At 37.2% G+C, this 19491-nt stretch carries 15 protein-coding genes; 2 read left to right on the top strand and 13 right to left on the bottom strand.

Annotated features, from left to right (window positions below; translation table 11 throughout):
- Nucleotides 1-72: 72 nt before the first annotated feature.
- The 3 genes from LVD47_RS15465 to LVD47_RS15455 form a co-directional block, all read right to left on the bottom strand.
- Nucleotides 73-1380: a glycoside hydrolase family 57 protein gene (locus LVD47_RS15465; RefSeq protein WP_236978489.1), complete on the bottom strand. Its 1308-nt coding sequence runs from the start codon at nt 1378-1380 to the stop codon at nt 73-75.
- An 84-nt stretch (nt 1381-1464) separates the two neighbouring features.
- Entirely contained in the window at nt 1465-2751 is a 1287-nt protein-coding gene (locus LVD47_RS15460; protein WP_236978488.1) for a glycosyltransferase family 4 protein, read from the bottom strand.
- 1 nt (nt 2752) lies between these two features.
- Nucleotides 2753-4696 (bottom strand): amylo-alpha-1,6-glucosidase, encoded by a 1944-nt coding sequence (locus LVD47_RS15455; protein WP_236978487.1) that lies wholly within the window; start codon nt 4694-4696, stop codon nt 2753-2755.
- A gap of 381 nt (nt 4697-5077) precedes the next feature.
- On the opposite strand from LVD47_RS15455, the gene LVD47_RS15450 reads away from it, so the two are divergent.
- Both LVD47_RS15450 and LVD47_RS15445 read left to right on the top strand, forming a co-directional pair.
- Nucleotides 5078-5953 carry a hypothetical protein gene (locus LVD47_RS15450; RefSeq protein ID WP_236978486.1) on the top strand — a complete coding sequence of 292 codons (876 nt, stop codon included), beginning with the start codon at nt 5078-5080 and terminating at the stop codon, nt 5951-5953.
- Between the two features lie 81 nt (nt 5954-6034).
- Nucleotides 6035-6643 carry an outer membrane beta-barrel protein gene (locus LVD47_RS15445; RefSeq protein ID WP_236978485.1) on the top strand — a complete coding sequence of 203 codons (609 nt, stop codon included), beginning with the start codon at nt 6035-6037 and terminating at the stop codon, nt 6641-6643.
- A 10-nt stretch (nt 6644-6653) separates the two neighbouring features.
- Here LVD47_RS15445 and LVD47_RS15440 read toward each other — a convergent pair whose 3' ends face one another.
- The 10 genes from LVD47_RS15440 to LVD47_RS15395 form a co-directional block, all read right to left on the bottom strand.
- The gene (locus LVD47_RS15440) at nt 6654-8018 is read right to left on the bottom strand and encodes a TrpB-like pyridoxal phosphate-dependent enzyme (RefSeq protein ID WP_236978483.1); all 1365 of its coding nucleotides are present in this window, start codon (nt 8016-8018) and stop codon (nt 6654-6656) included.
- A gap of 93 nt (nt 8019-8111) precedes the next feature.
- A complete protein-coding gene (locus LVD47_RS15435; RefSeq protein WP_236978481.1) occupies nt 8112-8525 on the bottom strand; it encodes a DUF6691 family protein in 414 nt (137 codons plus the stop codon).
- Between the two features lie 13 nt (nt 8526-8538).
- A complete protein-coding gene (locus LVD47_RS15430) occupies nt 8539-9090 on the bottom strand; it encodes a YeeE/YedE family protein (RefSeq protein ID WP_236978479.1) in 552 nt (183 codons plus the stop codon).
- A gap of 167 nt (nt 9091-9257) precedes the next feature.
- Nucleotides 9258-9893 carry a Crp/Fnr family transcriptional regulator gene (locus LVD47_RS15425; protein WP_236978477.1) on the bottom strand — a complete coding sequence of 212 codons (636 nt, stop codon included), beginning with the start codon at nt 9891-9893 and terminating at the stop codon, nt 9258-9260.
- Nucleotides 9894-9975: 82 nt separating this feature from the next.
- On the bottom strand, nt 9976-11508 hold the full coding sequence (locus LVD47_RS15420; RefSeq protein WP_236978476.1) for a Do family serine endopeptidase: 1533 nt from the start codon (nt 11506-11508) through the stop codon (nt 9976-9978).
- Nucleotides 11509-11713: 205 nt separating this feature from the next.
- A complete protein-coding gene (pdxH, locus tag LVD47_RS15415) occupies nt 11714-12352 on the bottom strand; it encodes a pyridoxamine 5'-phosphate oxidase (protein WP_236978474.1) in 639 nt (212 codons plus the stop codon).
- Nucleotides 12353-12473: 121 nt separating this feature from the next.
- Nucleotides 12474-15911 (bottom strand): efflux RND transporter permease subunit, encoded by a 3438-nt coding sequence (locus LVD47_RS15410; protein WP_236978469.1) that lies wholly within the window; start codon nt 15909-15911, stop codon nt 12474-12476.
- A complete protein-coding gene (locus tag LVD47_RS15405) occupies nt 15908-17116 on the bottom strand; it encodes an efflux RND transporter periplasmic adaptor subunit (protein ID WP_236978461.1) in 1209 nt (402 codons plus the stop codon). Before LVD47_RS15405 ends, LVD47_RS15410 begins: the two co-directional genes overlap by 4 nt.
- 10 nt (nt 17117-17126) lie before the next feature.
- A complete protein-coding gene (locus LVD47_RS15400; RefSeq protein ID WP_236978459.1) occupies nt 17127-18467 on the bottom strand; it encodes a TolC family protein in 1341 nt (446 codons plus the stop codon).
- 314 nt (nt 18468-18781) lie between these two features.
- Nucleotides 18782-19432 (bottom strand): NAD(P)-dependent oxidoreductase, encoded by a 651-nt coding sequence (locus tag LVD47_RS15395; protein ID WP_236978450.1) that lies wholly within the window; start codon nt 19430-19432, stop codon nt 18782-18784.
- Nucleotides 19433-19491: the final 59 nt, after the last annotated feature.

Genomic DNA, 19491 nt, shown 5'->3' with positions numbered 1-19491 from the left:
GATAATGAATATGGCTGGGACTTGATAACAACAAAAACAGCTTTAGTGTGAACAAGCAAATTATTAAATATACTATGCTTCTTTTAATGATTTCAACCTCTTTTGCAATCTTGAAATTTCCATTTCCAAATCTTCTTTACTCATGGCATCCAGGGCATTATATGTTTGGCCATTCCCATTGGCATCTGCTTTATCAGCAGCTTCTTTGACTCTCATCATAAAATCTGCCAGAACATTCATATAATTGATAAATGCCTCATAGGGAGTATCATAGGGATTGAAGTATTTGTGGACATCCCCGTCACTAAACCATTTTGTACATTGGTAATAAAAATGGTCACTCGTTTGTAATAAATTCCAATCGTGAAGGAGTTTGGGATCATCAACTTTACGAATATCATTAATTAATTGGTATAACCGATCAAAAGCTTCATCCTGCATCTCATTACCTAACCACGCTGTTAAGTCCCTTTCTTCATCAGCCCAAGAGATGGGGTATTGCACATGGATTGGCGCTTTTGGCTGATGATCTTCTACCACCTCAGACGGGGTTTTGAATTTGAATTGAGAGTTTTCAAAAACAGCTTCCGGTAATTTCCGCATAAATTCAAAAATGCCGGTTTCAGCCCACTGATGTTCTCCAAACGTTTCATAGTCCATGAATAGATTTACAATTTCTTCATTTTCATGGATTTGGTTGAGCCAGTTTACATATTTTTCTGTAGTTAATGGCCATTCTTCCCAGGCACGGTTAGAAAATCTAAATGCAATGTCATCACTCAAAGTAAAATTCTTAAGTAAAAGCTTCAGTTTTGGTGATGATGAACTAGTATACAGGTAATTGGGGCTGCGCCATCCCAAAATATGTTTCGCTCCTTCCGTCAGCATAGCTTTATACCCCATATCATAGACCATATTACTTATATCATCGGAATATATAAGCTCTGTGTTTCTAAATACTTCAGGTGTTTTCCCAAATAATTCTTCCGTCATCTTCACCTGTATTCCCACTTGTCGCTGAAATTCTTCTTTACTTTTCAAGGCACTTAGAGAGTGACTGTACGTCTCAGCTAAAAATTCAACACATCCCGTTTCAGCCAATCGTTGAAAACTTTCCAATACATCCGGTGCATATTCCTTAAACTGGGTCATTGCCGTTCCACTTATTGAATAGGCTATCTTAAAGCTACCTCCATAGCGATTAATCAATTCCAACATTAACTTATTTGTTGGGAGATAACATTTCTCAGCTACCTTTCTCATGATTCGTTCATTTTCAAAGTCGTCAAAATAATGATGACTCTTTCCTATATCAAAGAACCTGTATCTCCTTAGCCTGTATGGCTGATGAACCTGGAAATAAAAACAAATAGCTTTCATCTTTTATATTTTTGATCTTTAGTTAGAAGTGATTTAAAATTTTACTTTGAAATAAACATTGTTTTCTAGAATGGAAAAAGTTCTTTAGTTGACCGACAATTTTTCATACAATTGCTTTACTTTCAGAGCTGCATTTTCCCATTTCAAATTATCTACTTCACTCTGGCCATATTTCTTAAAAGTATTGGCAAGAGAACGATAATTTAACACGCCATAAATGGAATCCGCTATGGCATCTACATCCCAAAAATCTACTTTTAGTGCATGGTGTAAAATTTCTGCCACACCGGATTGCTTTGAAATAATTACGGGCACATTGGAATGCATAGCCTCTAACGGACTAATTCCAAATGGCTCTGACACTGATGGCATCACATACACATCACTCATTGAAAACATACGGGGTACATCATCTCCTTTTAAAAAACCTGTAAAATGAAAATGCGAACTTATATTGAGCTCGGCAACTCTGCGGATCATTCGATGCATCATATCTCCACTGCCCGCCATTACAAACCGTACATTCTTATCTTTTTTCAATACTTTATTAGCCGCTTCAATAAAATATTCAGGTCCCTTTTGGAAAGTAATCCGCCCCAGGAATGTAACGATCTTTTCCGGAACAGCCTTTCCAATTTGTTCTTTGTCTTTCATTCCGGAAAAATCCACTGCATTGTGCACAGTGTATATTTTCTCCGGGGAAATCCCGTATTTTTTTATGACGATATTCTTTGTCAGATTACTCACACATATAACTACATCCGCTGCTTCCATCCCCATTTTTTCTATGGAAAAAATTGCGGGATTCACATTTTCCCCACTTCGATCATATTCCGTAGCATGAACATGGATGACAAGCGGTTTTCCAGACACTCTCTTAGCTGCTATGCCGGCAGGATAAGTTAACCAATCATGAGAATGAATAATATCAAAATCCTTTTTTTCTCCCAAACTGGCACCTATAAGCGCGTATTTAGAAACTTCATCCAATAAATCATAGCCGTATTTACCGGAAAACGAAAGTCTTTGATTGGTAGTAAATACAGAATCCAGAGCAGTACTTGTGGACTCATAAGCCATTCTGCGCTCATACTCCACTGGGTCAAGATACGGCACCAAAGCTGATTCCATTTCGATATATTCAAAATTTTCCTTAAAATATTTAAGATCACTTTTCTTAATACTAATAGGTACCTGTTCAGCTGAAAGCAAATTGATTTTTGAAGATTCCTCGTCACCATATACCTTAGGGACAACAAAAATAATTTCCAATTCATGTTGTAGCATACCCTTGGTAAGACCGTAACAAGCCGTTCCAAGTCCTCCGCTGATATGGGGCGGAAATTCCCAACCAAACATTAGTACCTTCATATTAACTATTATGTTTTTGAACAAATTTTAAAATCCTGATCACCTCCGCCACACTCCAGGCCTGTGAAATAGCACCTTTTGGTCTATGGGGTGGATCCCCGTCATAAACTTCTGCAATGGAAGCAATTCCGTATGACAACATATCTTCCTGAAATGATTCCAACACCTCTTCTGCAAGAGGAATAGTTGCATCCTTGCCGTGAACTTTTATATAGGAAGTAAAGAAGTGGCCCAATAACCAGGGCCATACGGTACCCTGATGATACGCTTTATCACGAAGGATTTGACTCCCTTCATAACGACCCTTGTAATGAGTACTCTTTGGCGACAATGTCCTCAGCCCTTTTTCTGTAAATAATTCAATTCGAATACGATCAATAATCCTCCTTTGTAATTCCAGACTAACCATGGAATATGGTAAGGAAATAGCAAAAATCTGGTTAGGTCTCATATCTTCGTTCTGCCCCTTTTCATCCACAAAATCAGCAAGATAACTCAAGTCTTCCATCCAAAATTTTTTCAAAAAGGAATCCTTGGTAAGTGCAGGAATAGATTGCCATTCCTTAAGGAACTCCCGGTCTTCAAACTTCCCCGCAAGATCTACCGCAAAAGAAACCGCATTGTACCACAACGCACAGATTTCCACAGCATAACCGGTACGTGGTGTCACAGGGTTACCCTCAATTACCGCATCCATCCAGGTCAGGGCCATCCCTTTCTCTCCCTGCCAGATTAAACCATTTTCATGCATCGAAATAGAATAAATACTACCCTCCCTGAAATTGGTCAATATTTCTTTCATTACTGGACCATATTTATCCCAAATTAGATTTTCATCAATATCTGCTTCTATAAGACGTTGTAAAACCCAAAAAAACCACAACGGTGCGTCAACTGAATTATATAGCGTTTCGTTATTTTTACCAGTATTTGGGAAAATACCATTATCCATTTCTTTCACCATCGAATCGAGTACAGCCAAACAAGTTTTTGTATCCCCCAAACTGATTGTCAGTCCCGGTAGTGCAATAAAAGTATCCCGCCCCCATCTTCCAAACCAGGGGAACCCGGCAATAATCTGCGTTTTTCCATTTTGTACTACAAACTGAGAAGCTGCATTCCTCAGACAATCTTCAAAAGTATTTTTTGGTGGCCTTTTCTTTAATTCACTATTGAATTTCCTGGTAAAAGACCTGGATTTATGAACCGCTGTAGACGCAGAAAACACAAACACATCTCCCTGGGAAACAGTTAGTTCAAAAAAACCAGGGACCAACAGATCTTCATGTCCAGCATACCCCCGATCAATTTCTTCTTTATATTCAAAGTTGTAATACCAATCAGGGCAGGAAATCCATTCATTATCAGTACTCAACTGAAGATTAAGCCTTGGGAAACCTTCATAAAGACAAAAAGAAACACCTCTCTCAATTTGTTCAAAACGGGTATCAGCAGTCATATTGGCTTTTGTCAGATCGTGTGTATTTCTAAAAGCCAAAAATGGTTGGAATCGCATTTCAAAAGAATTCGGCGACTTCTCTATTGTATATCGTATTAACAGCCTCTCCTGGTTATGTACAAAAATCAATTCCTTTTTTACGACAATATTACCCACCCTGTACCAGAGAGTAGGAACCGGAGCGTATTTAAAATCTATAAGATATTTGTGTCCTCTCGGACTATAAATCATGGGATATTTATGTAATCCCAAATTAAAATTCCGTTCCTCTGTAACAATGGTTTCATCCAAATCCGACAGCAAGACAAAATTTTCTTCGTTAAACTGCTTTAATGGAAGCACTAAAAGTCCGTGGTATTTGCGAGTATTGCACAACGGCAAAGTGGTATTCAAGTACCCTCCTGCTCGATTAGTACTTAAAATTTCCCGGTTTAAGGAATACTCTAAATTCACCAATGACTCTTTATCAAAAGTCAAATATTCCATAAAATTTTATGAATTTTATTAATGTTCAAAAGATAAGTAATTTGGATATGATCACCAACAGATCAGTATCAAGAATATTTTATTTTTTTGAAATCCAAAAAATAATTTTTGGTATTAAACAACTACCATTGAAAGGTTTATCGCGTCTGAATGTTAATATCAAGATTGATACGGATTCCAACCAATATTGTCAGTTTCTTCTTTAGAAAAGAAAAGATTAAATGCAATATTTCACAAATCCAAGGTTCCCTGACTCTTCAAACTGAATTATGCAATTATGAACACCATAAATAGATTTTAATTTTTCAACAACTTTTCAAAATGTAATACAACAATTGTTGGGCAAAATCTCTATATTAAAGAAAGTAATTATAATTTGACATGAAATATTTGATGTTCCAGTTTATTGTATTTTGCCTCGCATCAGGATGTAATTCCCAATTCAAAAGCAACTTTTCTCCACCTTCTTCATTCAATGAGTACTGGTATAAGGGTACAGCAGAAATTTCTAGTTACGAACTTAACCAGGTACGATATGGACATCAACGAAAAGGCGATGCAATCCTTATCTACGTCACGGAACCCTTTTCTCCTACTCAATATGTCAAAACAGAAAATCCAACACCTCAAGATATTTCCGTGCTTAAATTGAATTTTACTAAAAAGTTCAACACTGGTATCTATCCCTATTCTATGATGACAAGTACTTTCTTACCGGTGCGTCACCCAAATCATTCTATAAAAGTTACCTCCTCTTCGCAGGAGTGGTGTGGCCACACCTACATGGAATTACTCAATAAAAATAGATTCGAAGTAGAAATAAAAAGTTATTTCGAAGGGGAATCAAATCATTTGGAAATACAAAAGACCTGGCTAGAGGATGATTTTTGGTCGATGATCAGAATAAGTCCAGACCTTCTTCCTGAAACCGGAGAACACAAAATCATACCCGGATTTTTCTATCTACGTCTAAAACACACTAAGACCAAAGCGTATACATGTATTGTTTCAAAATCGACACAAACAGATACTACTACCCTTTCTCTCACCTACCCCGATCTAGATAGAAATCTGTCTATAACTTTTTCTACAGCCTTTCCCCATAAAATTCTTCAATGGGAAGAAACCTATCCCGAATCCGGTCAACTCATGTCCTCTACCGGCCGAGTAAAAAAGACTCTTAAGATTCCATATTGGGAAAAAAACAGTCCGGAAGATTCACACTTGAGAGATTCTTTACAATTAAGTTTATTTTAAATTGTTAATTCCTGACACGATGACACTAACGTACCATTTATTATAGTTAATTATATAACATTAATAGAATAAATATCTCTTATGAAATCAGTATATACGGTCATATTCTCTTTTTTATTTTTGTCAATCTCTCATGGTCAATTCAGTCTTGCACCTAGCTTTGGTATTAACCTTTCTACCTTAAAAAACACCTCAAGTAGTCCCCAGAATTACACCGTTAAAAATGGAATCTATGCAGGGGTGCAAGCGAAATACTCCTTTACTGATCGGTTAGGTATAATACTGGAAGGGCAATATTCCCAAAAAGGTTTTGAAGGAACTTTATCCACTCATAACCACTCCTTTGAGGCACGCATTAATTACATAGATATACTTGCTGGAATTGAGTATAAAATCCTAAGCTTTTTATCTTTCAATGCAGGGATCAACAATGGTATTGAATTATCAGAATATTATAAAACTCCTCAAGATGCGGGACGGCCGAAAATTAGTATTTTCGAATCTCCCAATCTGGGTACCTGGTTTGGTACTAAGATTCATCTGAATAAGTTATTTTTAAAATTTCATTATAACCATGGCCTTACCAATCTCGGAGAAGTAGTTCATACTGATGCTAATGGAAATATCACAGGAACATCAGATCAATTCGACCGCACCTATCAGGTGGGGATAGGTTATTTCTTATTTTAGTCGAACCAAACTATTCCACCATTGGGGTATTTAATGCGCCCAAAGAGGACTTGATTTCTTCCTCTGTCAATTCGTGGTTCTGGATTTTTTTATCGAAATAATCCTCGTACGCCTTCATATCAAAATTGCCATGACCACAAAGATTAAATAAGATGGTCTCTTTTTTTCCTTCTTCTTTACATCGCTCTGCCTCACGGATAGCCGTGGCAATTCCATGAGTCGCTTCAGGTGCAGGAATAATACCTTCGGTTCTCGCAAAAAGTACACCCGCCTCAAATACTTCCTTATTCATATGCGACTGTGCCTCTATGAGTCCATCGTGAAGTAATTGACTAACGATAGCACCGGCTCCGTGATATCTCAATCCACCTGCGTGAATGGGAGCTGGGACAAAGTCATGTCCCAACGTATACATAGGAATTAAAGGGGTCATTCCAACCGCATCACCAAAGTCGTATCGAAATTGCCCCCTGGTTAATTTAGGACACGATGCGGGTTCGCTTGCAATACACCGGATCTTTTTACCCTCTTCAAAATTTAATCGCAGGAACGGGAATGATAATCCCGCAAAATTGGATCCCCCTCCAAAGGGTGCGATTACAACATCTGGGAGATCACCAGCCATTTCCATTTGTTTTACTGCTTCCAGTCCAATTATTGTTTGATGAGTCAACACATGGTTGAGGACACTACCCAATGCATACTTCGTGTTTTCATCCTGGGCCGCTTTCTCGACAGCTTCTGATATTGCAATTCCCAATGAACCCGGAGAATCAGGATCTTTTGCTAATATTTTTTTCCCGGCTTCAGTGAGATTCGAAGGTGATGCAATTACATTTGCTCCCCAGGTATTCATCATTGTTTTGCGATAAGGTTTATGATGGTATGAAATTTTGACCATGTACACTTCACATTCAATACCATACAAATTACAGGCAAAACTAAGTGCACTTCCCCATTGTCCGGCACCCGTTTCAGTAGTAATCTTTTTCACACCTGCTTTTTTATTGAAGTAAGCCTGGGGCACTGCAGTATTAGGTTTATGTGAACCAGAAGGACTTACACCTTCGTATTTATAATAAATTTTGGCCGGTGTATCCAGGGCTTTTTCCAAACCATAGGCACGATATAGAGGAGTTGATCTCCATAAAGTGTATACATCTCTTACTTCCTCCGGAATAGGGATCCATTTATCAGTACTTACTTCCTGCTTAATCAATTCATCAGGGAAGAGGGGTGCTAAAGCTTCACCCGTAATAGGTTCAAGAGTTCCAGGATGTAAAGGAGGTTTAGGTTTATTTGGCATGTCTGCCACAATATTGTACCATTGTGATGGTATATCTTTTTCTTCCAGGAAAATTTTACGTATCGGCATCTTCAGGATTTATTTTAAATACTTAATTATACGTAAAATTCTGCATTTTCAAAACACAGATAAATAAAAAGTTATAAATATAGTAATTGGGGATCAATGAGGCAATTTAGGTTTTAAAATGCCATATAAAAAAGTTCCTGCAACTGCACTGATCAAAACAATAGCATACCCCCAATAACCGTACCCGATCAACGTATATATGGGACCAGGGCATGCTCCAGTCAGGGCCCAGCCCAATCCAAAAATCGTTCCACCAAAAATATATTGCTTAAAATTTCTTTCAATAGGAGCAGGACTAATTTCTACACCAAATCGATCCTTTATTCCAAGTGCTTTTATACTTCTAATTGCAACAGCACCCAAAACAACAGCCGATCCAATTACACCATACATATGAAAACCGTCAAAACGAAACATTTCCTGGATTCGAAACCATGAGATTACTTCTCCTTTTGAAAGCACAATGCCAAAAAAGATTCCTAAAATCAGAAAAGGTATATTCTTCATTACCTGGTAATATTTAATTGATAAAAATAGGGAGCAGTACAAAAGTAGCTATTAGACCACCAACAAAAAATCCGACTACTGCGAGAAGGGATGGCCATTGAAGATTAGCCAAACCCATAATGGCATGGCCGGATGTACAACCATTTGCATAACGCGTCCCAAAACCTATCAATACCCCTCCAATTATCAGTAGAGGAATATTGTTTCCTATACTTTTATTGGCAAATATATCATCCGGTGCATAGTGATTAAAGTCGCTAATCCCCAATCCTTCTAAAGCGAGCCGAGTTGCCTCAGAAATATCAACAGCTTGATTACCATTTAGATACGCAGCAGACAACCACCCTCCTATTACTAATCCGACAACAAAAACCAAACTAAAAGACTTATCTCTCCAGTCGTATCTGAAAAAATCCGAGAACTTACCGGCACCTGCCACAGTACACATATGCTTGAGACTGGAAGAGATTCCAAAAGATTGACCAAAATATAAAAACATAACCATCGTAATTGTAATAAGCGGACCTACTATATACCACGGCCATGGATCGAGAATTAAATTCATCTTGATTGCGTTTTATATGGAAACACAAAAGTTAAAAATATAGTTGTAACATTTTGTGCTTCCTGTCACATAAGGATAAATTCCTACCCAACCAAATACTGAATGCATTTCAATGGTAGGAAAATAGAAAGTCATGATTAGGTTACGGGTAGGAACTATAACAAAAGCTATTGTACATTCAACTGAATTCGGTTCCTAAATAAATCCAATTTACCTTGTTTCTCCAATTGCTTTAATAACCGAGAAATCACTTCCCTTGATGTTCCCAGATCCCTTGCAATTTCAGAGTGCGTAATTTGAAGCATCGAACTATCTTTCGCATCCTTTAATTTTTCAAGATAAGCCCACAACCTTTGATCCATTTTATTAAATGCAAGTTCTTCAATCGTAAGAAGCAACTCATCAAAACGATTTTGATACGTATACATTACAAAACCTTTCCAGGACCCAAAAGAAGAAAACCATTCATCCATTTTCTCAATTGGAATAAGAATAATTTCAGCATCGTCTTCAACTACTGCTTTTATGGTACTTCGACGAGAAGACATACAACAGGTCAGACTTAAGGCACATGTATCTCCAGGATACAAATAATATAATAAGATCTCTTTACCATCTTCATCCTCACGGACAATCTTGATAATTCCTGTAATAATCAATGGAAAGTACTTAATGTATTCACCGCTATTAATTAATTCTTCACCGCGTTCTTTTTCTACATAGATTCCAAATTTTTCTATTTCTTCCAGTAACTCATTTTCAAAACTATAGTCGTACTTCGCTCTAATTAATTCCTTTATCATTTTTCAATTTACATTAATATATAAATAAAAAAGGCCAATCTCGGGATTGGCCTTTTCCTAACGTCACTCGCTTTAACACATTCTACTTCATTCCAAATGCTTCGTAGATTTTCTTATCCGGGTCAGAAGGATAAACACCTTCAATTAAAACGCCAGAATTTTCTCTTTCCTTTAAAATGGATTCCAATTGTTCAACAGATTTTACGGGGGTATCGTTCACTTTTAAAATAATAAACCCTTCATCTAAATTTGTATTCTGAAAAAGAACTCCTTGCTTTAATTCAGCAATCTTTACTCCATAATCCAAATCCAATTCTTCTTTTTCTTCATCAGTCAACGCTGAAAACTTTGCTCCTAATTTTTTTTCAACACCGGAATGAGAAGCAACTAATTCAGGTCTTGTTTTATCCAAGCCTTTAAGTGTTACAATTAAATCCTCAACTTTCCCATTACGATCAATTGTAATTTCTACTTTATCTCCCGGCCGTTTACTCGCAATTTTTTCTTGTAATATAGGTAACTCGGTAATTTTATCTCCATCCAGGGCAATAATTACATCACCAGGTTCCAATCCGGCATCATCAGCGGAAGAATTCTCTACAATACTATCAATATAAATTCCCTCTTCAGCATCTACATCTCTACCCTGGGCATCTGCAACTTTCACCGGCATTATTGATACTCCTAATATTGCTCTTCGAACTTCTCCATAATTTAGCAAATCATCTACTACTTTATTCACCAAATTAGAAGGGATTGCAAACCCATATCCTGAATAATACCCCGTAGGACTTGCAATCGCAGCATTAATACCAATTAAATCTCCATTTAAATTAACTAAAGCTCCTCCACTATTTCCTTTATTAATAGCTGCATCAGTCTGGATAAAACTTTCAACGGCATAAGGATTTTCATTCCTGTCAAAAATATTAATATTCCTTCCGACAGCACTTACGATTCCGGCAGTTACAGTACTATTGAAACTAAGTGGGTTACCGATAGCCAATACCCACTCTCCTACCTCCACATCATCAGAATTAACCATTTTCACATGAGGTAAGTCCTTTTTATCTATTTTAATCAAAGCCAAATCCGTGGAAGGATCTGTCCCAATGATTTCCGCATTGTAGGTTTTTTGGTCATTCGTCATCACTTCTACTTTTGAGGCATTTTCCACTACATGGTTATTAGTGACTATATAACCATTAGAGTTAATGATCACACCAGATCCTTTCCCTTGTCTTACTGGGGCCTGTCTATTCTCATTCTGTTGGCGCCTTTCACCTCTCGGAATCAAATCCTGGAAGAAGTCATCATTAAAAAACTCCTGAAAAGGATCCCTAAGTTCCCGTCCTCGATTAGCTACTCTCCCAGAAATTTCTACGTTAATCTGCACAACGGCCGGCATGACCTTCTTCGAAGTGGTAGTAAAGTCCAGAGGGACCGTATTTCCATCTTCGTCCATAGTATACAGAACATTATTGACCGGCGCGTCTAATTCATTTTGAAAATCAATTTTTTGTTTGGATTCTGATCTCGTAAAATCATAAATCCCGATAGTTAAACCTGTAACAATTAAGGCTACTAAAGCAGGTATGATTAAAGTCTTTTTCATTGTATAGCTATTTTTATTTGTTTAATGTAAAAATAAGTGTAAAAAAAGGTCAATCATATAAGTGTTTTAACGATTTATTAATCCGTTTCATTTCATTCTCTCTTGATACATATTAAAATTAATGCTTTTATCCCGTAAGTGTTTGTTAATAAAAATATAAAAATGATACTTCTTCGACAAAAACAAATAAAAATTCTACAAAACTCTATGGAGCTAACCGAACTTTTTGAAATTTAAATTCATGTTTGTCTATTTTTTTATAGGCTATTCTATCGTGAAACCTGTTTTTTCGGCCTTGCCAAAATTCAAAATAATCCGGAAACACTTCATACCCCCCCCAATTTTCAGGTCTTTCCAAATTTTCTTTATCGACCAAAAATTCCCATTTTTCTTTAAATGCCAGGAAATCCTCAATCTCCTCACTTTGGGGAGACACAATAGCACTTTTTTTACTACCCTCTGGACGAGAGTTAAAATACTTATCTGAAATCTCCGAACCCACTTTTTCAGCCTTACCTTCTATCCTTATTTGACGGTCCAATCCGGGCCAATAAAAAAGCAAAGCTACATGCGGATTTAAAAGAATTTCATTCCCCTTTCTGCTATTGTAATTCGTATAAAAAACAAACCCTGCTTTTGTTACGTTTTTGAGCAGAACAGTCCGTGATGAAGGTTGCCCTGAACCTGAAACCGTAGATAATATCATGGCATTCGAATCACTTTTATAATATTTAATAGCTAAATCCATCCATTCTTGAAATTGGACAACCGGATTTTCATCCATTTCTTCCTCCATTAAAGGCGGATGTTCATACTCTCTCCTTATATCTTCAAGATTTACCATTTTATGATATTTTAGTACTTACTAAACAGAAAAGGTTACTGCCGGGTTTAAAACCGATTAGTAACCTTTCTTATCTTACTCTCTGTTTGTTAGTCAAACATTAATTAATTTGCGCAATCTTTCAAGACTCTTCAACCTCTAATTTAGTATCGCGGTTTTTCCACCAGAAGAGGGCTCTGTAAGCCAACCAATACATGGCAGGAACAACGACAAGTGTAAGGAAAGTAGAGAACGTCAAACCATAAATAACCGTCCATGCAAGTGGTCCCCAAAAGTCCTTGTTGTCTCCCCCAATAAAAAACTGCGGATCCAGGTCCGAAATTAATGTAAAAAAATTGATATTCAATCCTAATGCCAGGGGTAATAGCCCCAGAACAGTTGTAATAGCAGTCAGAAGTACTGGCCGCAATCGGGTAGCACCTCCCTTTATAACCATTTGTTTCACATCCTCTTTATCCAGTTCCCACATAGACTCATATCCATTCTCAAGTCTTTTCCGTTTTACCAAAAGATTAATGTAATCAACAAGTACGATAGCATTATTTACCACAATCCCTGCGAGCGATATAATACCCACACCTGTCAGAATAACTGTAATATCAGACCCTGTGACTACATATCCGAGAAATACTCCAATGGTACTAAATAAAACAGAAAGAATAATTATAAACGGTGATACAATTGAATTAAACTGGCTTACAAGTATAATAAAAATCAAAAAGACAGCTCCCAGAAAAGCTCCGCTCAGAAAAGCCAGGTCTTCAGCCTGTTGCTCTTGCTCTCCGGTGAATGAGTACCTCACTTCGTCAGGAAACTCAAATCCGCTCATTGATTCTTTTATCTGTGCTACAACTTCATTCGCATTATACCCTTCCAATACATTGGAATATATAGTTATTACTCTTTCAAGATCTTTACGATTGATAGAACTATAAGTTGTAGAATATTCTATATCAGATACTGTCGAGATCGGAACCTGCGATTCACCTATGACGATTTTCTGGTTCATTAATGCACTAATGTCATTTCTATACTCTTCATCCAGTCTCAATTGAATGGGATATTCATCTTCCCCTTCCTTATATTTTGATACTTCTTTTCCATAAATAGATGTGCGAATCGCATCCGCAATTGCTAACGTAGATAATTCATATCTTCTGGCAGCTTCACGATCAATATGAATGAGCAGCTCGGGCTTCCCGATTTCAACATTAGCTTGTAATTCCTCAATACCCAAAATATTTTGATTATTTATATAAGTAATCAAATCCTGGGATAATTGTGCCAATTCATCGATATGTTCCCCTTGCAATTCAATATTTATTGGTTTTCCGGCAGGGGGTCCGGCGGCATTTTGATCAACTACAATTTGTACACCGGGGAAACTATTTAAACTTGACCGGATTTCTTCCATTATTTTGGAAGTCTTCACACCATGCCGTTCATCTGCCGGCACAAATGTTACCGTAATTCGTGCTTTATGGGGTGAGGAACCAGGCTCTGGTTCTCCATTGGGATCAGATGTATTCTCTCCAATTTGCGTCAATACTGACTCTACAACTTCATCATAGGGATCCAATACTTTATCTATTCTTCCCTCAATTATTTTTACCGCACGATCCGTGGCTGTAATGTCCCTTCCTAATGGCAATTCTACAAAAACATTTATATAGAGGGGTTCTCCTTTCGGAAAGAAAACCACTTTTGGAGAATTCATTGCTAAAAGTACAATGGACACAATAAGCAACACGAATGTTCCCAGGAATACCAAGACAGGAGCCATTTTATACAACGCTTTCGAAATAAACCAATCGTACATCTGCTCCAAACCAGGCATAATTTTATCCTGAAAATAAAAAGAAGCCCTTCTAAGCACGAAATAATTCAATAACGTAAGTATAGTTGTAATAGCCAGGATATTTCTCATCCATTCAATACCGCTAAAATGAGATAAAACAGCTAAGGCCAAACAAATTCCCGAGAATATCAACAAATTCTTTCGCTTTCTTTTTCTTTTACGTTCATTATCCAACCGTTCATCTACTTTCATAAACCGGGAAGTAAAAACCGGATTAATTACTAAAGCCACGATCAGAGAAGAGGTCAATACCAAAATTAAAGTAATAGGTAAATAACTCATAAACTCACCAAAAATTCCCGGCCAAAACGCCAAAGGCACGAAAGCGGCTAAAGTAGTTGCAGTACTGGCAATTATAGGCACAGCCACCTCTCCTACCCCGTACTTGGCAGCATCCTTGGCGGAATACCCTTCCTGAAAATATCTAAATATATTTTCTACCACCACGATCGCATTATCTACAAGCATCCCCAAAGCCAAAATTAGGGAAAACAAAACAACCATATTTATCGTCACACCCGTCAGAGATAACCACATTATTCCCATAAGCATGGATAGGGGTATAGCAATACCAACAAAAGAAGCATTTCGAAGCCCCATGAAAAATAATAAGATCAGAATAACCAAAATCATCCCTGATATAATCGAATTCTCAAGGTTACTTACCTCTCTTTTTGTGTTTTCGGATTGATCATTGAAGATACTCACTTTCAGGTCAGTAGGTAAAAAGGTATTTTCTGCTTCTTTTACGATCTTTTTTATCTCATCAGCAGCAGCAATTAAATTTTCACCTGATCTCTTGATTACATCTACTGATACAACCGAATACCCATCGGAACGGGCTATACTCGATAGCTCCTTATATCCATAAATAACCTTCGCAATTTCTTTTAAATATATAGGTCTTTGAGATTCACTCTTTACAATTGTATTAAGAATCTGATCCATACTGGTGTATTCCCCAATCACCCTTACACCACGACGATATTCATCAACAACAATCTCACCTCCAGACATGGTCAGGTTTTCAGAACTAATAGCATTCTCTACATCACTAAATGATACTTTTAATGCTTCCATTTTGGGCAAATCCATATCAATTTTAATCTCCCTTTCTCTTGCACCCTTGATATTCGCCTCAGATATCTGGCTTAGATTTTCAAATTCATCTTCCAGGTCTTCGGCATAAGATTTTAACTGGTCTACCGGAAAATCTCCTGATAAATTCACCGTCAAAATTGGTATCTCCGATAAATCTATTTCCATTACCTGGGGATCATCTAACAAATCATTGGGTAGTTCACTTTTGGCAAGGTCAACAGCATCTTTTACTTTTCTTACCGCTTCATCAATATCCATATCAGGGCTAAATTCGACTATAATAACCGAAAAATCCTGAATAGAATTGGATGACACTTCTTCCAGCCCCAATACACTCTGTAGTTCCTGTTCAATGGGTCTTGTAATCAAATTTTCAATATCCGCAGCTGTATTTCCAGGATAAGGAGTATTTATATATACGGTCGGAAAAGATACTTCCGGAAATTGCTCTTTGGGCATATTGTTATAAGACCGAAGACCAAAAATAAAAATCATAAGTGCAAGTAAAAATATACTTGTCGCATTGTCCACTGAAAATGAGGACAATCCAAATTCCCGCAGACCGTCTTTGACTTTATCTACTATTTTATTATTACTCATCTGTCAGTTGTGTTTTCATTATCGGGAAGTGCTGCTTGATCGATAATCTTTATGGGATCACCATTACCTACGGTCCTGGATCCGATATGGATCATTTTCATACCTGGTGTCAACCCACTTTCTACTACTACTTCGTCACTACTAGAATCCCCCCGTTCTATATAAGCTTTTCTAGCTACAGGAGGACTTGCGGTCGTATCCGCAATCATAACATATTCCTTTCCATTGATTTCTTGTTGTATAACATTGATGGGGATAACTACCACATCTTCCTCTGTCTTGTCATTGATCTTAATCTCCGTAAGCAAATTTGGCTTTAGATTTTTGTTTGATCGAGGTACCACGACTTCAACTTTAAATGTCCGGTTGGCAGCGTCTATCTTATTGCCAATTAATACTACTCTTCCTGATGATTCAAAGTCTAGAGAGGGATAATAAACATCCACTACATCCCCTGTTTGTACACTTCCCAGGTAATTCTCGGGAACATCCGCCTTAGCAATTAACCTCCGAACGTCCAGGATATTGGCTATAGGGGCTCCTGGAGAGGCAATTTCTCCCAAATGAACATAAATTTCATCAACTATCCCGGAAACAGGCGCATAAACATTTCCTTGTGACTTTTGGTATTCAAGTGTCTCTATACTCTTCTCTAATCGCTCCTTCTCATTTTTTGCCTGCAAGTATTGTACTTCTGAGCCAATTTCCTGATCCCATAATCTCTTCTGCCGTTCAAATACATCCTTAGCTAATTCATATGACTTCTCAATTTCCGCCATTTGCTTATTCAAACTTTCCATATCCAGAACAGCCACCAAATCTCCTTGTTTGATATAGTCACCTTCCTCGATGTTAAATTCCACAACCCTTCCATTTACTTCTGAATTTATAGCGATTACATCATCAGCCTGTAAAGACCCCTGAATAGAAATATAGTGTTTGAAAGTTTCATTTTTGATTGGCAATACAGTTACCTGCACTTCTTTTCTAGTCCCCATACTTTGGCCCAGGTCTTCCAACCTTTTATTAATTGAATCAATTTCGGCTTCCATTCCCTGTACCTGGGACTTTTTTTCGTTCAATAATGCCTTCAACTGGGCTACATCCATAGAGTTGATGTCAGAAGTACCACTTTCTTCATTCGCATTCGGCTGGCAAGAGAGAAAAAATACTACTAAAGCTATAAAGTTAAGATATTTCATCATTGATTTGTTTTTACAATTCACCTATTGCTTTTTCTAAATTAGTTTTTGCAATAATAAAGTCATATAAAGCATTTATATAGACACTTTGTGCCTGGTAAAATGAGGATTCGGATTGAGACATTTCCACACTGGATCCTACCCCTTCCCTAAATTTTATTTGTGATACATCAAAAATCTCCTGAGCCAACTCCAAATTATCCTCACTATCCTGTACGCGGTTCAAAGTTGTTATAAAATCTCTCCTGGCATTTTCAGCTTCCAGAAGCATAGCCCTTCTTGTTTCCTCTACGTCTAATTGATGCTGCTGCAATCTTATTTCGGCTCGCTGAATCTTCATCGCCCGGTCTCGTCCATCGAAAATGGGAATATCAATAGTACCTCCTACGATCGAAGAAGGGAACCACTTGCCATCCGTAAGTTTATTGGCTTGTAATTGCTGATTGTAATTTGCAAACAGTGAAACTTTGGGAATATATCCAAATTTAAGTTGCTTAATATCCATTTCCCTGAGTTCTTCGGTAACGGCCAAGGGTTTGTATTCAGGACGATTTTCAAAACTATATTTTTGCGATGCCAGAGAGACCGAACTCTGTACATCCGTGTATTCATCCAATGATTCTGAAACTATAAGAGAATCTTCCATGGGATATCCCATTTGTAGCTTCAAAACATTCTTGGATGCAAAAATCATATTTTCATTATTATTGTACTCCATCTCCAGATTTGAAAGCGAGTATTGCAATCTATCAACATCTAGTTTTTCGACAAAGCCGCTTTTATACATTTCAGCAGTTTCATTAAGCGTTTCTTGAAGATTTTGAATATTCAGTTCAATTATTTCCCGACTCCTTTTGGCAATTAATACAGCCAAATAGGCCTTTTTAACATTCTCTTCCACATCCCGTTCTGTAAGTGCTACCTGTGACTGAGCTAATTCCCGGGCTAAACGCGATGCCTGAATACCGACGAAAACACTCCCGTCAAAAACCAATGCACTGAGCGATAGACCTGCACTTAAACTATTTTTCACACCAAACTGAACTTCAAGATCTTCTTCGGGATTTGGCGGTATCCCCTGACCAGGATCTCCTTCAAAAAAAGATCCTTCAGGGAGAATTTGCGTAGGCAATTGTAAGAATCGTTGATACTCTACAGAGCCATTTAATTTAGGAATTGCCTGGGACAGAATTTCTTTGATCTGATAATTGGCATCTTCAATATCCAATTGCGTCTTTTTTAAAGCAATCTGGTTATTCAATGCATAATCAACAGCCTGGGAAAGTGAAAATGTAGTTTGTGAATTGCCACTTAAATAAAACGATAAAAAACAGACGAGGAATATAAATCGCATATTAAGATATTTTGTAGTAAAATCGAAAACCAAATTATCAAAACAAAAATTAAACAAATCAGACCTCACCATTCTGAACAACTATATTCTCCTCAGAATATAGTCCTACAACACCTTACATTGAACAGTGATCAGGACTGTCGGCAAATTTAATCATTTAGATAATGGACACAGTTAAATAATACAATGAATTTTAGTTTAAAGTAATTAAATTGATAAAAACCAATTATTCATCTACTGAGTATACTTTTTTTCCGACAAGTATAAGTAAGAAGTTTTATGAACTTCCTTATCTCCGACCGGTGATCAGACATTCAATACGCTAGTACCGGCTTTTTATAAATAAATGGTTCTGGGCTAATTTGCTTTATAATGAAATCTGCAAGATCCGAACGCCTAATCTTTCGTCCGCCAATAGGACAATGTCTTTCTTTTACTCTATAATCACCTGTAGGGTCTCCATTTGTCAAATACGTAGGACGCACACACATCCATTCAATATCCTTCGTATCGTCAAGAATTGTTTCCCATCTTGTCTGATCATAGTAAATCTTATTGAAATTAGGACGTATAATGCGATTCAGAAAAAAATTATCGGTAGAAGGATCGCTCATATCGATTAACCCGGATGTGATAGTTATCAACTTTTTCACTCCTTTTATCCTCATTGCTTCGAGGATGTTTCTTCCTCCCTCCGAATAAATTTCTGTATACTCATTTTTCGTACCTGTTCCCAAAATAGAAATAACCAAATCACACTTTCCCATTTTATCTTCAAGCGTATCTTTATCCAATGCACTTCCTTTGACAATAGTAACCTGCTGCCTTTTTGCCTCTTCAATACCATCGAGATTAAATCCTAATGGATTACGCACCAGAGCTGTAATCGAGTATTTTCTATCAACCAACTGTTTTAAAACTTCATAGCCCGTTTTTCCCGTTCCACCCAATAAAAATATTTTCATTTGTTCCATAATATCATTGCTATTTGTACTGGGTAGCAAAATTAAGGAGTCCGTCAGGC

The organism is Membranihabitans maritimus (genome assembly GCF_021729145.1).
In the GTDB taxonomy this organism is placed as follows: domain Bacteria; phylum Bacteroidota; class Bacteroidia; order Chitinophagales; family Saprospiraceae; genus Membranihabitans; species Membranihabitans maritimus.
This window is presented reverse-complemented; position numbering and strand designations above follow the sequence as displayed.